The organism is Nitrospirillum karajorum, from assembly GCF_036348415.1.
Taxonomy (GTDB): Bacteria; Pseudomonadota; Alphaproteobacteria; order Azospirillales; family Azospirillaceae; genus Nitrospirillum; species Nitrospirillum amazonense_B.
Genome location: NZ_JAZBQB010000003.1, coordinates 1,376,077 through 1,390,043 on the forward strand (window position 1 = coordinate 1,376,077; position 13,967 = coordinate 1,390,043).

General features: G+C 68.3%; 14 protein-coding genes. 8 read left to right on the plus strand and 6 right to left on the minus strand.

Annotation, left to right across the window (positions count from 1 at the left end; all coding sequences use genetic code 11):
* Nucleotides 1-15: 15 nt before the first annotated feature.
* Nucleotides 16-1,176 (plus strand): methionine adenosyltransferase, encoded by a 1,161-nt coding sequence (metK, locus tag UCD39_RS20080; protein WP_330497578.1) that lies wholly within the window; start codon nucleotides 16-18, stop codon nucleotides 1,174-1,176.
* Nucleotides 1,177-1,459: 283 nt separating this feature from the next.
* Complete coding sequence (gene trmB, locus UCD39_RS20085; protein ID WP_330497579.1) at nucleotides 1,460-1,978, plus strand: tRNA (guanine(46)-N(7))-methyltransferase TrmB; 519 nt, start codon at nucleotides 1,460-1,462, stop codon at nucleotides 1,976-1,978.
* A 46-nt stretch (nucleotides 1,979-2,024) separates the two neighbouring features.
* Here trmB and UCD39_RS20090 read toward each other — a convergent pair whose 3' ends face one another.
* Together UCD39_RS20090 and UCD39_RS20095 are read right to left on the minus strand one after the other, a co-directional pair.
* Entirely contained in the window at nucleotides 2,025-3,092 is a 1,068-nt protein-coding gene (locus tag UCD39_RS20090; protein ID WP_330497580.1) for a serine hydrolase domain-containing protein, read from the minus strand.
* An 8-nt stretch (nucleotides 3,093-3,100) separates the two neighbouring features.
* The gene (locus tag UCD39_RS20095) at nucleotides 3,101-3,742 is read right to left on the minus strand and encodes an alpha/beta hydrolase (protein ID WP_330497581.1); all 642 of its coding nucleotides are present in this window, start codon (nucleotides 3,740-3,742) and stop codon (nucleotides 3,101-3,103) included.
* Between the two features lie 323 nt (nucleotides 3,743-4,065).
* Here UCD39_RS20095 and UCD39_RS20100 point away from each other — a divergent pair, with 323 nt between their 5' ends.
* The 6 genes from UCD39_RS20100 (at nucleotide 4,066) to mtnA (ending at nucleotide 10,419) form a co-directional block, all read left to right on the plus strand.
* Complete coding sequence (locus UCD39_RS20100; RefSeq protein ID WP_330497582.1) at nucleotides 4,066-5,169, plus strand: glycosyltransferase family 4 protein; 1,104 nt, start codon at nucleotides 4,066-4,068, stop codon at nucleotides 5,167-5,169.
* Nucleotides 5,166-5,798 carry a glycosyltransferase family 9 protein gene (locus tag UCD39_RS20105; RefSeq protein WP_330497583.1) on the plus strand — a complete coding sequence of 211 codons (633 nt, stop codon included), beginning with the start codon at nucleotides 5,166-5,168 and terminating at the stop codon, nucleotides 5,796-5,798. The genes UCD39_RS20100 and UCD39_RS20105 overlap by 4 nt, the downstream gene beginning before the upstream one ends.
* Nucleotides 5,768-6,175, plus strand: a complete 408-nt coding sequence (locus UCD39_RS20110) for a glycosyltransferase family 9 protein (RefSeq protein WP_330497584.1) — start codon at nucleotides 5,768-5,770, stop codon at nucleotides 6,173-6,175. The genes UCD39_RS20105 and UCD39_RS20110 overlap by 31 nt, the downstream gene beginning before the upstream one ends.
* A gap of 159 nt (nucleotides 6,176-6,334) precedes the next feature.
* Nucleotides 6,335-8,323 carry a threonine--tRNA ligase gene (gene thrS / locus UCD39_RS20115; RefSeq protein ID WP_330497585.1) on the plus strand — a complete coding sequence of 663 codons (1,989 nt, stop codon included), beginning with the start codon at nucleotides 6,335-6,337 and terminating at the stop codon, nucleotides 8,321-8,323.
* Between the two features lie 173 nt (nucleotides 8,324-8,496).
* Entirely contained in the window at nucleotides 8,497-9,033 is a 537-nt protein-coding gene (gene infC / locus UCD39_RS20120; protein ID WP_330498494.1) for a translation initiation factor IF-3, read from the plus strand.
* A 261-nt stretch (nucleotides 9,034-9,294) separates the two neighbouring features.
* A complete protein-coding gene (gene mtnA, locus UCD39_RS20125) occupies nucleotides 9,295-10,419 on the plus strand; it encodes an S-methyl-5-thioribose-1-phosphate isomerase (protein ID WP_330497586.1) in 1,125 nt (374 codons plus the stop codon).
* A gap of 95 nt (nucleotides 10,420-10,514) precedes the next feature.
* On the opposite strand, the gene UCD39_RS20130 is transcribed toward mtnA, so the two are convergent.
* The 4 genes from UCD39_RS20130 to UCD39_RS20145 all read right to left on the minus strand — a co-directional run bounded on the left by UCD39_RS20130 (nucleotide 10,515) and on the right by UCD39_RS20145 (nucleotide 13,905).
* Nucleotides 10,515-11,081: a helix-turn-helix domain-containing protein gene (locus tag UCD39_RS20130; protein WP_330497587.1), complete on the minus strand. Its 567-nt coding sequence runs from the start codon at nucleotides 11,079-11,081 to the stop codon at nucleotides 10,515-10,517.
* A gap of 46 nt (nucleotides 11,082-11,127) precedes the next feature.
* Nucleotides 11,128-12,465 carry an S-methyl-5-thioribose kinase gene (gene mtnK / locus UCD39_RS20135; protein ID WP_330497588.1) on the minus strand — a complete coding sequence of 446 codons (1,338 nt, stop codon included), beginning with the start codon at nucleotides 12,463-12,465 and terminating at the stop codon, nucleotides 11,128-11,130.
* 136 nt (nucleotides 12,466-12,601) lie between these two features.
* The gene (locus tag UCD39_RS20140) at nucleotides 12,602-13,309 is read right to left on the minus strand and encodes a class II aldolase/adducin family protein (protein WP_330497589.1); all 708 of its coding nucleotides are present in this window, start codon (nucleotides 13,307-13,309) and stop codon (nucleotides 12,602-12,604) included.
* Nucleotides 13,309-13,905, minus strand: coding sequence for an SH3 domain-containing protein (locus tag UCD39_RS20145; RefSeq protein WP_330497590.1), 597 nt, complete (start codon nucleotides 13,903-13,905; stop codon nucleotides 13,309-13,311). Before UCD39_RS20145 ends, UCD39_RS20140 begins: the two co-directional genes overlap by 1 nt.
* Between the last annotated feature and the right edge of the window lie 62 nt (nucleotides 13,906-13,967).

The following is a 13,967-nucleotide window of genomic DNA, read 5'->3' on the forward strand; positions in this document are numbered from 1 at the left end:
TAGTCGAGGCGTCCCGTGGCCCAATCCAATTACGTCTTCACCAGCGAGTCCGTTTCCGAAGGTCATCCGGACAAGGTCTGCGACCAAATCTCTGACGGTGTGGTCGATCTTTTCCTGGCACAAGATCCGTACGCCCGCGTGGCCTGCGAAACCTTGGCCACGACCAACCGCATCGTCATCGCCGGTGAGGTGCGCGGCCCCGAAGGCCTGCTGAAGGAAATCGAGGGCGTGGCCCGCGAGACGGTGAAGGCCATCGGCTACGAGCAGGAAGGCTTCCACTGGAAGACGGCCGAGGTGCAGTGCTACCTGCATGCCCAGTCCGCGGACATCGCGGTCGGCGTCGACGCCGCCGGCAACAAGGACGAGGGCGCCGGCGACCAGGGCATCATGTTCGGGTACGCCTGCCGCGAAACCGACGACCTGATGCCGGCCCCCATCCACTATTCCCACCGCATCCTGAAGTCGCTGGCCGACGCGCGCCACGGCGGCGTATCGGCGCTGGGCCCCGACGCCAAGAGCCAGGTCAGCCTGCAGTATGTGGACGGCAAGCCGGTGCGCGCCACCTCCGTCGTCGTCTCCACCCAGCATGCCGAGGGCCTGGACCAGGACGCCGTGCGCGAGATCGTGCGCCCGCATGTGCTGAAGGTCCTGCCGGAAGGCTGGATGTGCGATGAGGCCCATTTCTACGTGAACCCCACTGGCCGCTTCGTCATCGGCGGCCCGGACGGTGACGCCGGCCTGACCGGCCGCAAGATCATCGTCGACACCTACGGCGGTGCCGCCCCGCACGGCGGCGGCGCCTTCTCCGGCAAGGACCCGACCAAGGTGGACCGTTCGGCCGCCTATGCCGCGCGCTACCTGGCCAAGAACGTGGTGGGCGCCGGCCTGGCGGACCGCTGCACCATCCAGCTCAGCTACGCCATCGGCGTGTCACACCCGCTGTCGGTCTACATCGACACCGCCGGCACCGGCCGGGTGGATGAGGAAAAGCTGTCCGACGTCCTGCGTCAGCTGATGAACCTCAGCCCCCGCGGCATCCGCGAGCACCTGAAGCTGAACCGCCCCATCTACGCCCGCACGGCGGCCTATGGCCATTTCGGCCGCACGCCGGACGCCGACGGCGGCTTCTCCTGGGAGAAGCTGGACCTGGTGGACGAGCTGAAGCGCGCGTTCTAAGGTTTGCCCTGTCCTGACGCCGGGGGCCTTGGCCGATCGATGGATCGCCAAGGCCCTTGGCTTTTCTGACCCTTGCCCGTCCTGATCGCATCATGACCGACGACACCCACGCCCAGCACCGCCCCCTGCTTTACGGGCGTCGTCGCGGCCGGCCCCTGCGCCAGCATCGCACCAGCCTGATCGAGGAGCTGCTGCCGCGCCTGCAATTGGATCCGCCGGTGGCGGGGGGATCATCGACCCCGCGACCCTGTTCCCCACCCCCAAGCGCGACCTGTGGTTCGAGGTGGGCTTCGGCGGCGGTGAGCATCTGGCCGAACAGGCGGCCGCCAACCCCGACATCGGCTTCATCGGGTGCGAGCCCTTCATCAACGGCGTCGCCAACCTGCTGCAGCATGTCGAGGCCAAGGACCTGTCCGGCAACATCCGCATCTGTCCGGATGACGCCCGCCCCATCCTGGACGCCCTGCCCGAGGCCAGCGTGGGCCGCGTCTTCGTGCTGTTCGCCGACCCTTGGCCCAAGCTGCGCCATGCCGAACGCCGTTTCATCGGTCCCGCCAACCTGCCGCGCCTGGCGCGCGTGCTGAAGGACGGCGCCGAGCTGCGCCTGGCCACCGATGACCAGCAGCTGTGCCGCTGGATGCTGGAACACGCCTGGCGCTACCCTGACTTTGAATGGCTGGCCGACAAGGCGGCCGACTGGCGCGTGCCGCCGGCCGACTGGGTCCAGACCCGCTATGAACAGAAGGCGCTGGAGGCCGGCCGGGTGCCGGTGTACCTGCGCTTCCGTAGGCGGGATCGTTAGTTCCTCAAGCGCCGGCGGCTCTGTTGGGGCCTACGGCATGATGGGATCACGCGCGAGGGGCCGCGCCCAGCAGCGCGTCGGCGAACTGGTCCATGGTCTTCTGGGACAAGGCGGTGTTGTTCATCAGCACCACCGTGCGTCGGCCGTCCAGCCGGTGGCCCAGCACCAGGCGATAGCCTGCCGTGCGTCCCGTTTCCCAGCCCGCCAGAACGGTGCGCCCCTGGATGGTCAGGCGGCGCACCCGTCCGCCCAGGGCGTAGTCCTCGGCGGGCACCTCCACATGGGTCAGTTGGCGGCGGGACTCCGCCATCAGGAAATCCGTGTCGAACACGCCGTGGGCGGCGCGCATCAGGTCGGGGGCCGTGCTGGCATAGCCGCCCGAGGCCGCCAGATAGGGCCGGCGGTCATTGCGCCAGCGGTCAGGCGGATTGACGGTGCGATACGAGGGGGCCGCCGCCGTCAGCATGGCGTCTGTCGCCCCCGTCGCTTTCAGGCCCAGCGGCTCCAGGGTGATGGACCGTACCGCCGCCTGGAAGGGCAGGCCGGTCACCCGTTCCACCGCCGCGATGACCACGATCCAGTTCACCGGGTGATAGTCGAACCGGGCGCCCGGCTCGAACGCCAGGTCGCCTTGGCAGAAGCGGGCAAGGGCCTGGGCCGTGGTCAGGTCGGCTTGCAACAGGGTGGGGTCGGCCTTGGCCTGGGCGATGAACAGGTTGGGCAGGCCGCTGGCATTGCACAGCAGGCGGCGCAGGGTCAGCCTGGCGCCGGTGTCGGCGCGATAGTCGGGCAGGCTGCGGGTCAGGGGCGCATCCAGGTCCAGCAGACCGCGCTCCACCAGCTTCAGCACCGTCACCGTGGTCAGCCATTTGCTGATGGAGGCGATGGCGTAGGGGGTGTCGGCCCTGGCCGGCGCCTTGGCCTCGATATCGGCATAGCCCACGGTGCGGACGTAATCGGGCTTGCCCGCCCGGCCCAGCATGACCACGCCCTGGAATCCGGCATCCCGGACGAAGGCGTCGACCACGCCGTCAGGATGCTCGGCTGAAATGGCCGGAACGGACAGCAGCGGCAGGGTGGCCCCGGCCTGCAACAACGTGCGGCGATTCAGCATGGGTCCCCTCAGTCCAGCAGCTCACCCACCTGGCGGGTGATCAGGTCCAAATCCTGGGGCCGGGACAGGCGGTGGTCGCCATCCTTCACCAGGGTGACGCGCACGTCGTCATGGGTGATGGCGGCGGCCAGGTCCAGGCTGGTTTGCCAGGGCACGTCAGGATCGCGCTGGCCATGGATCAGGCGCACCGGCACCGGTGGCAGGGCCAGGGGCCGGTCCAGCAGCAGGTGGCGCCGGCCATCCTCGATCAGGGCCTTGGTGATGGGATAGCCCGCGTCATCGTAGAGGGAGGGCTGGCGCCATTCCCCGTCACGCATCAACGTGGTGCGGGCCTCACCGTCCATGCGGGCCCACATCAGCCGTTCGGTGAAGTCCGGCGCCGGGGCGATGCCCACCAGGGCGCGCACCCGCTCCGGCCGGGCCAGGGCGGCCAGCAGCATGATCCAGCCGCCCATGCTGGACCCCACCAGGATCTGCGGCCCCTCCGTCACCTGGTCCAGCACCGCGATGGCGTCGTCCGCCCAGGTGCCGATGGTGCCATCACGGAAATCGCCGCTTGAGGCGCCGTGACCCTGGTAGTCGAAACGGACGAAGGCATGGCCACGGTCCCGCGTGTAGCCTTCCAAGGCTGTCGCCTTGCTGCCGGTCATGTCGGACTTCAGGCCACCGAGAAAGACAATTCCGGGGCCGCGTCCGGCGCTACGTCGATAGGCTATGGTGGCGGCCCCCCGCTGTACGCTATGTATCGACGTCCCCGCCATTTTTGCCTTCCCCGAATGACCTTGACCCACGCTCCCGGCACCCTAACGGCCTCGACCGACACCGGCAATCCCGCGCCGGCCCCCCCTGGGGCCAGTTCCGATGGGGCCGCCGATGCCACCGATATCGCCGGTTGGTTCGGCGGTGGCCGGCCCGTGGTGCTGCAGGTCATCCCCAGCCTGGTGACGGGGGGGCGGAGCGCGGGTGCATCGACATGGCCGCCGCCCTCATGCGCGCCGGGGGCACAGCCCTGGTGGCCTCCAGCGGCGGCCCCATGGCGCGTGAGCTGGAACGGTACAAGGCCGAGCACATCACCCTGCCGCTGGCCTCCAAGAACCCCTTCACCATCTGGCGCAACGCCGCCAGGCTGGAATCCCTGATCCGTCAGCGCGGCGTGGACATCATCCACGCGCGGTCGCGCGCGCCGGCGTGGAGCGCCTGGCTGGCGGCGCGGCGCACCGGTATCCCCTTCGTCACCACCTTCCACGCCCCGTACAACTTCAAGGGCGAGATGAAGCGCCGCTATAACGCGGTCATGGGCAAGGGCGACCGCGTCATCGCCGTTTCCCGCTTTGTGGCGGAGCATGTGGCGGACAAGTATGGCGTGGGGCCGGACCGGCTGCGCACCATTCCGCGCGGGGTCGACACCTTTACCCTGGATCCGGAGCGGGTCAGCCAGGAACGGCTGATCAAGCTGGCGCGCGACTGGCGCCTGCCGGAGGACCAGCGCATCATCCTGCTTCCCGGTCGGCTGACCCGCTGGAAGGGGCAACTGGACCTGATCGAGGCCATCGCCCGGCTAGGGCGCGATGACGTGCGCGCCGTGCTGGTGGGCTCCGACCAGGGGCGGACGGAGTATCGGGCGGAACTGGTGGCGCGCATCCGTGAACTGGGCCTGGAAGGCCAGGTCACCATCGCCGACCATTGCAACGACATGGCGGCGGCCTACCTGCTGTCCGACGTGGTGGTCAGCGCCTCGGCCCAGCCCGAGGCGTTCGGCCGCGTGATCGTCGAGGCCCAGGCCATGGGCAAGCCGGTCATCGTCACCAACCACGGCGCCGTGGCGGAAACGGTGATTGATGGCGAGACGGGGCTGGTGGTGCCGCCGGGTGACCCCGCCACCATGGCCGCCGCCATTGGCGAAGCCTTGGCGCTGGACAGCCTGCAACGCCGGGCCCTGGCCGCTGACGCGCGCCGCTTCGTGCTGCGGAACTACACCCGCGAACGCATGTGCGACGCCACGCTGGGTGTGTATGCCGAGCTGCTGCACTTGCGCGCCACCGTCGGCATGGCGGCCTACCGCAAGGCTGGCCCGTGACGGTGCCCACCGGGCCCGCGTCCGGTACGGAACCTGTGTCCAGCGCGGAACGCATCCTGGTCATCCGCCTGGGTGCGCTGGGTGACCTGGTGCAATGCTTCGACGCCTTCCAGGCCATCCGCCGCCGCCATCCATCGGCCCACATCACCCTGCTGACCGGGTCGGCCTTCGTCGGCTTCGGCCGGACCATGCCCTGGTTCGACGCCGTATGGGCCGACCCGCGGGGCCGCAACCCGCTGGCCTACCTGCGCCTGCGCTCCCGCTTGCGCGCCGGCGGCTTCGACACCATCTATGACCTGCAGAACAAGCCGCGCACGGCCCGGTACTTCTGGCTGATGGGCCCCGGGCGCCGGCCGCTGTGGTCCGGTGCCGCCAAGGGGGCTGCCTTTCCGCTGCCCCAGGTGACGGGGCTGCACAATCACGACCGCTACCGCGTACAGCTTGAGGCCGCCGGCGTTCCCGATACCGGCCCCGCCGATCTGGACTGGCTGGCGGGGGAGGTGGGGGAATTGGCGCCGAAGGGGCCCTTCGTCCTGCTGGTGCCGGGCTGTTCCCCCATTTGCCGCACAAGCGCTGGCCGGCGGACCGCTATGCCGCGTTGGGGCGGCGCCTGGCGGATCGGGGCCTGACGCCGGTGGTGGTGGGCACCGAGGCTGACCGCGACGCGGCGCAGGCCATCGTTCGGGACTGTCCCTGGGCGGTGGATCTGGTGGGACGCACCAGCCTGGCCCAGTTGGCCAGCCTGGCGCGCCGGGCCGAGGGGGCGGTGGGCAACGACACCGGCCCCATTTTCCTGACGGCGGCGCTGGGCTGCCCGACGCTGATGATCATGTCGCACCACACTGATCCCGCGCGTTCCGCCCCCTGGGGTCCCGACGCCACCTGGATCAAGGTGCTGGACCTGGCGGATCTGGGCGTGGACGCGGTGGAGACGGCCCTGCGCCTGAGACCCAAGCCGGATATTGGGCCGGATGGGGAACCAGATGGGGGAAACGTCACGGTTTAGGCCGATTTTTCCACTTGTTGCGCGTGTCTGTGCCCCGGGCGACACAGCCATGCGGCGCTTATGACCCGCCAGCCGGCTTACCCCCGGGCCCAACGCTTGACAGTTCCGCCCCCGCTACCCAAAGTCGCCTTTCTTCAATTAGGACAAACCCTGAACGCCATGACGACCGCCGAAAACCTTGACCAGCCCCAGATCGCGATCACGCTGCCCGACGGCAACGTGCGAACTTACGCGGCGGGCGTGACGGGCCTGGAGGTCGCGCAGTCGATCTCCAAGAGCCTGGCCAAGGCCGCGCTGGCCGTCACGGTGGATGGGGAGGAGCGCGACCTGTCGCGCCCCATCGAGCATGACGCCAAGGTCGCCATCCTGACGCGCGACGCGCCCTACGCGCTGGAACTGATCCGCCACGACTGCGCCCACATCCTGGCGGAGGCGGTGCAGCAACTGTACCCCGGCACACAGGTCACCATCGGCCCAGCGATATCCACGGGCTTCTACTATGACTTCGCCCGGGATGAGCCGTTCACGCCCGACGACCTGGTGAAGATCGAGAAGCGCATGCACGAGATCGTGGATGCGGACAGCCCCTTCACGCGCGAAGTCTGGGACCGGGACGAGGCCATCGCCCACTTCAAGTCCATCGGCGAGCATTACAAGGCCGAGATCATCGGCGACATCCCGGCGGGTGAGAAGATCACCATCTACCGCCAGGGCGGCTGGTATGACCTCTGCCGTGGCCCGCACCTGCCGTCCACGTCCAAGATCGGCCACGCCTTCAAGCTGATGAAGGTGGCGGGCGCCTATTGGCGCGGCGACAGCCGCAACCCCATGCTCCAGCGCATCTACGGCACCGCCTGGCGGACGGAGAAGGAGCTGGCGGAGCACCTGCACCAGATCGAGGAAGCGGAGAAGCGCGACCATCGCAAGCTGGGCCGCGAGATGGACCTGTTCCACCTGCAGGAAGAGGCGGCGGGCAGCGTCTTCTGGCACCCCAAGGGCTGGACGCTGTGGCAGGCGCTGGAACGCTACATCCGCGCCAAGCTGAAGGACGCCGGTTACCTGGAGGTGCGCACGCCGCAGCTCTACGACAGCAGCCTGTTCAAGGCGTCGGGCCACTGGGACATGTATGGCGACAACATGTTCAAGATCCGGGAGTCGGTGGACGACCAGGGCCGTGAGAAGTTCCTGGGCGTGAAGCCCATGAACTGCCCGGCCCACGTCCAGATCTTCCGCCAAGGCCTGAAGAGCTACCGCGACCTGCCCATGCGCCTGGCGGAATTCGGCGCCTGCCACCGCAACGAGCCTTCGGGCGCGCTGCACGGCATCCTGCGCGTCCGCGCCTTCACCCAGGACGACGCCCACATCTTCTGCACCGAGGACCAGGTGCCGTCCGAGGCCGCGGATTACTTCAAGCTGCAACTGGGCGTGTACAAGGATCTGGGCTTCGACAAGATCGCCGTGAAGCTGGCGCTGCGCCCCGACGTGCGCGCCGGCAGCGACGAGGTGTGGGACAAGGCGGAGCAGGGCCTGCGCGACGCCCTGACCGCCAACGGCCTGGAGTTCGAGGAGCTGGCCGGCGAGGGCGCCTTCTACGGCCCCAAGGTGGAATTCCACCTGACCGACGCCATCGGCCGCACCTGGCAGTGCGGCACCCTGCAGCTGGACTTCGTGCTGCCGGAACGCCTGGACGCCAGCTATATCGGCGCCGATGGCGCCCGCCACCGGCCGGTGATGCTGCACCGGGCCATCCTGGGCTCGTTCGAGCGCTTCATCGGCATGATGATCGAGCACTACGCCGGCAAGTTCCCGCTGTGGCTGTCGCCCGTGCAGGCCACGGTCTGCACCATCACGTCGGAGGCCGACGCCTACGCCGAGGAGGTGGCCAAGATCATGGCCAAGGCCGGCCTGCGGGTTGAGGTCGACACCCGCAACGAGAAGATCAACCTCAAGGTCCGCGAGCATTCGCTGGCCAAGGTGCCGGTCCTGGTGGTGGTCGGTGGGCGCGAGGCGGAAAACCGCACCGTGGCCCTGCGCCGCCTGGGCGGCAAGGACCAGGAGCTGCTGTCGCTTGACGAAGCGGTGGCGGCGCTTAAGCGTGAGGCGCGGGCGCCTGTCCCTTCGGAGGGAGTGACGGAAGCCGCGTTCTGAGGATAATTATGGTCTGACCAGCGCCCAACGGGGCTGTGGAGAGAAATCCGCAGTTGCGTGGCGCTGGCTTTTCTTACAAGTACACATCATCATTTTTTATCCGGTGATGCCGCCCGCCCCATCCCGGGGCCCCCACCCACCCGGCGGCCACCGTAAACCAGGGAGAAGGTTCCATAGCCAGGCCCAGCCAAGAGTCGGCCCCCACCCGTGAGGGGCCGCGCGTTAACCGGGAGATCAACGCTCGTTCCGTCCGCCTCATCGACGCCGCTGGCGAGATGGTTGGCGTCGTTAGTCTGCGCGATGCACTGATCGCCGCCGAAGAGGCCGGCCTCGACTTGGTCGAGGTCTCGCCCAACGCCGAGCCCCCCGTCTGCAAGATCCTCGACTACGGCAAGTTCAAGTACGAGGCGCAGAAGAAGGCCGCGGAAGCGCGCAAGAAGCAGAAGATCATCGAAGTCAAAGAGATCAAGCTGCGCCCCAACATCGACGACAACGACTACGACGTGAAGATGCGCGCGGCGCGCCGCTTCCTGGAGGAAGGCGACAAGGTGAAGGTCACCATGCGCTTCCGCGGCCGTGAAATGGCCCACCAGGATCTGGGCATGAACGTGCTGGTGCGCGTGAAGGACCTCCTGGAAGACCTGGCCAAGGTCGAACAGATGCCCAAGCTGGAAGGCAAGCAGATGATCATGATCATGGCTCCGAAGTGAGCCCTGGACAAATCCTCCGCCGGCGCTGACCGCACCGGATGCCAAAGGCCCTCGGAACCCCGGTTCCGGGGGCCTTGTGTTTTCGGTTGTTCCCTCAGGCGCCGGGCGCCCGCATCCGCGGGCTTGGCTCGTCCTCGATTTCCAGTCCGCTTCGCTCCTCAGAAATCTCCGGCGCCCGCAGTCGCGGGCTACGGCGGCATGAGTCAGAATCTCATGCCGCTGGTATAAGGGGCGAAACGGGATGAAAGAAGGGGAAGCCTCATGAAGGTGGCGGGCAAGGCGATGCGGACCATCTGGCTGGAAGAGGATGGCCAAGGCGTCGGCATCATCGACCAGACGCGGCTGCCCTTCCGGTTCGAGACGCTGATCCTTTCCGACATGGCGGCCATGGCCACGGCCATCACCACCATGCAGGTGCGGGGCGCCCCCCTGATCGGCGCGGCGGCGGCCTATGGCATGGCGCTGGCCATGGCGGCGGGGGTTGAGGATGGCGATGTGGAGCGGGCGCATGCCCGCCTCATGGCCACGCGGCCCACGGCGGTCAACCTGCGCTGGGCCCTGGACCGCATGCGCGAGGTGCTGCTACTGACCCCGCCGGGGGACAGGCGGGAGCGGGCCTATGCCGAGGCGGCGGCCATCGCGGACGAGGACGTGGACATCTGCCGCGCCATCGGCCGCCACGGCCTGCACCTGATCCGCGCCGCGCACCAGCGCAACCCCGACCGCCCGGTACGCATCCTGACCCACTGCAACGCCGGCTGGCTGGCCACGGTGGACTGGGGTACCGCCACCGCGCCGATCTACCTGGCGCATGAGGCCGGCATCCCCCTGCATGTCTGGGTGGATGAGACGCGGCCGCGCAACCAGGGGGCTTTCCTCACCGCCTGGGAACTGGGCCAGCATGGGGTGCCCCATGCCGTCATCCCCGACAATACCGGCGGCCATCTGATGCAGCATGGCCAGGTGGACCTGGTCATCGTCGGCACCGACCGCACCACCGCCCGGGGCGACGTCGCCAACAAGATCGGCACCTATCTCAAGGCCCTGGCCGCCAAGGACAACGACGTCCCCTTCTATGTCGCGCTCCCCTCCAGCACCATAGACTGGACGCTGGAGGATGGCGTCGCCGGCATTCCCATCGAGGAACGCTCAGGGGACGAGGTGGCGCGCATCATCGGCCTGGCCGACCACGGCGGGCTGGAGACCGTGCGTCTGGTGCCGCAGGACAGCCCGGTGGTGAACTACGCCTTCGACGTCACGCCCGCGCGGCTCATCACCGGGCTCATCACCGAACGCGGCGTGTGCAGCCCGCCGGACCTGGCTCACCTGTTCCCCGACCACCAGCCGCCGGAACGGATGGGCCAAGTGGCGGTGAATGATGAGTAATGAGCGGGAGGTGGAGGAAGCCGCGGCCGATTACGACCACAGCTTCCAGGCGAAGGTGAGCGCGTGGAGGCGCTTCTCAGAGCGATGGAAGATCGTCAGTTTGGGACATCGCGCAGAAACTGAATATGCGCCCTCACAGGGGTTGGGGCGACCGGGGTCAGAACATCGACAATGGTTTCGGCCCGTGCCTTCAGGGAGCAGTTGATGTCGAAAGCGTATTCCATCGGCTGAATTGGCGCGCCCTGAACCAATGAGGTTCCCGGTGGCACCGTCACCCGGAGGCGGAGGTCGAAGTAACCGGGCGACTTCGACGACGTATAGGTGCCGTCGTATTTCCCGCCGCCGACGTCATAGCCGTAGGCAACCCCATTGTTGACGACCAGGACACCTTGGCCTGTTCCGGCAATTCCGGCGAAAGCTACTCCATACATCCCCTCAGGCGCCATTTCATGACCCTCCTTCAAGCGCGACAACTCCAACATCCGCATGTTCTCAGGCAGCGAATTCAGGAGACGCAGGTACGAAGCGGCCGGGCCGGGGATCTCCCTCTGTCCTGTGGCCCAGAGGTTTACGGCCCTGGGCGTCACGTCGATGAGGTGAGCGAAGTCGACCTGGCTCAGGCCGACTTCACCAAGTAGCGATCGAAGGTCATCCGCGTTCATGCGAATGTTATAGAATGCATTGTTCTATCTGTAAAGGAACAAAGTTCTATTTTTTATCCAGTCCCAACCCTCGCTTATCAACCGGCCCCACCGCCGTGACGGTCTGGCGCACGTGGCGGGCGGCATCGGTCACGGACTTGATGGTGGGGTAGCGGCCGGTTTCCACCATCAGCGACCGGGCCAAGGCCAGGCAGCGGGTTTCGCACAGCGCGCGCATGTCGGGGTCGGCGATCTTTTCCAGGTCGATGTTGTGGGCCAGGCCCAGGATGCGGCGGGTGATCTTGGCGCCGGCGAAGCCCAGGGCGTCGGTGAACAGCCGGTCCAGGTAGGTCCGGCGTTCCGTCTCCAGGCAGGCGGTGCCCTCCGGTCCGGCGAACAAGGCGGCGGGATAGGCGTCGCCCTCGCCGCTGGTACGCCACAGGTGCAGGAACTTGGCCCGGAACAGGGTCCACAGCTCCTCCACCGTCTGCAGCACCCAGTCCTGGTAGGCGTCGCGGGGATGCTCCTCCGTGGCGTGCCCATCCTGGGACAGGTAGTTCAGCAGCAGGTTGCCGATGATGGCGCCGACGTCGAAGCCCATGGGGCCGAAGAAGGCGAACTCCGGGTCGATGACCCGCGTGTCCGTCTCCGTCACCATGATGGACCCGGTGTGCAGGTCGCCATGGATCAGCGCCTCGGGGCTGGCCATGAACTTCAGCTTCAGCCGGCTGGCCGCCAGCTTCCACGCCGTGTCCGTCCGCACCGCCTCGGCCGTGGCGTCCAGTTGCGGGCTGGTCCAGCGGTTGTGGGGATGCTTCATGTAGGGCTGGGTGAAGATCACGTCCTCCGTCAGGCGGCAGAGGGCGTCGTTGGCGGTGAAGGCCGCCACCAGGGGCCGCTTCTTGGAGGCGGGTAGGGCCAGGTCGCTGGTGGCGTAGAGGGTGCCGGCCAGATAGTCGCTGACATGCTCCGCCAGCTTGGGATAGCGGATGCCCTGGACCAGGCCCCGGCGCAGGATGACGTGGGGGCTCAGCCGCTCCATCACGATGGCGTACAGCGCCGGATCGTAATGCAGCAGGGCGGGCGCGCGCCCGGCGGCACCGGCGGCGTGCAGGGCCATGGCCCGCTGCTCGAACCAGGCGCGGTTGAGGTCAAGCGGCCAGCCTTCGCCCACCAGGCGCAGATAGGGCAGGGATTGCTTCACGCACAGCCCGGCGGTCCGGCCGTCATGGCCGGGTCCCTCCACCAGGAAGACCAGGTTCAGGTTGCCGTCGCCCACCTCGCTCACCCGCCAGTCGGCGGGGGTGCCGCCCAGGCGGTTGGCCAGGGCCGGCACGGCGGCCAGGAAGTCGGGCAGGGTCGCTTCGCTCAGCGGGGCATAGCCCGGCGGCGTCTCCAGGGTCATCAGGGGCGCACTCCCAATTGTTTCGCCGCCGCCTCGACGGGCGGCGCTGGGAGGCAGTGTGGGCCCGAACGGACGCCTCCGTCCAGGCGCGCATATGGCGAGGCCCTCCAGCGGCGGAAGCGACCCGCCGCTGGTCTCAATCCATGCGGGTGGGAAACTCCAGGGCCTGCGGCGTGCCCGGGGGCAGGTCCTTGGGCTGGCGGCCATAGGTGGCGAAGCGGCGCATCACCTCCGCCATCTCCTCTTCCCCCAGGATGACCGGCGTACCCATCATGCGGGCGTGCCAGTATTGGCGGGCCAGGGTCTCGACCTCCACCGCCAGGTCCAGGGCCCGGCGCAAATCGGCGCCGAAGGCGATCATGCCGTGGTTGGCCAGCAGGCAGGCGCGGCGCGGACCCAGGGCGGCCATCATGGCGTCCGACAGGGCGGCGGTCCCGAAGGTGGCGTAGTCCGCCACCTCGATGCGGGTGCCGCCGGCCACGGCCACCATGTAGTGGAAGGCCGGGATGGGCTCACGCAGGCAGGCCAGGGCGGTGCAGAAGGTGGAATGGGTGTGCACCACGGCGCCCGCCTGGGGGCGCTCCTGGTAGATGGCCAGATGCATGCGCCATTCGCTGGACGGCAGCAGGGCGCCGCGATAGCGCCCCGCCAGGTCCATGAAGACGACGTCGTCGGGGGTCAGATCCTCATAGGGCACGCCGGAGGGGGTGACCAGGAAGCCGCCGTCGCAGCGGGCGCTGACATTGCCGGCCTTGCCCTGGTTGATGCCCAGGCCGTTCATGGCCCGGGCGGTGTCGATCACGGCCTGGCGCAGGCCGTCGTCGTCCGGTGTGGTCAGGGACATCACTCACCCACCTCTTCCTTGGGATAGACGCCCCAGACCTCGTCCCGCTGCAGCCAGCCGCGGAACCCGCCCACGTCCACCTGGCACCAGCCGCCCTTGCACTTACGCAGCTTGGCGATCACGCCGGGGTCCAGCTGGGCCACGGCCTCGGCGGTGGTGGTGGCGTCGCGGCGCAGGGTGCGGAGCTGCTGCCCGGTCACGACGATGCCCCGCCGGCCGGACAGGGTGCTCTGGTGTACCCAGCCCTGCGTGCCCTCCACGTCGCGGATGCGGCGCCAGGTGTCGAATTCCGCCGTGATCTCCACCGGCATGCCGGCCCGCACGAAGACCCATTCCACGGGATAGCGCACGCCGGGGCCGGTGCGGACATTCACCTCGTTGGACTTGAGGGTGGCGAAGCGCGGCACCGGCATGCCGGTGCGGACGATCGCGTCGGGGTGGGCGGCGTCGCCCTGCTGCTCCGTCTCCTGCTGGTCGCTGGCCGCGCCCGTGCCGTCGGTGCCGGCATGGGCGGGTGGGGCGGCCAAGGACGACAGGGTGGCGAAGGCCAGGACCATCACGCCCACGGGCAGCGCGTGCCGAAGGAACCTGACCATAGGCGACCGTTTCAAGGGCTGTCCCCGTTCGTGGGAAAAGAGGGCGTTGGGAAGGACCGCGC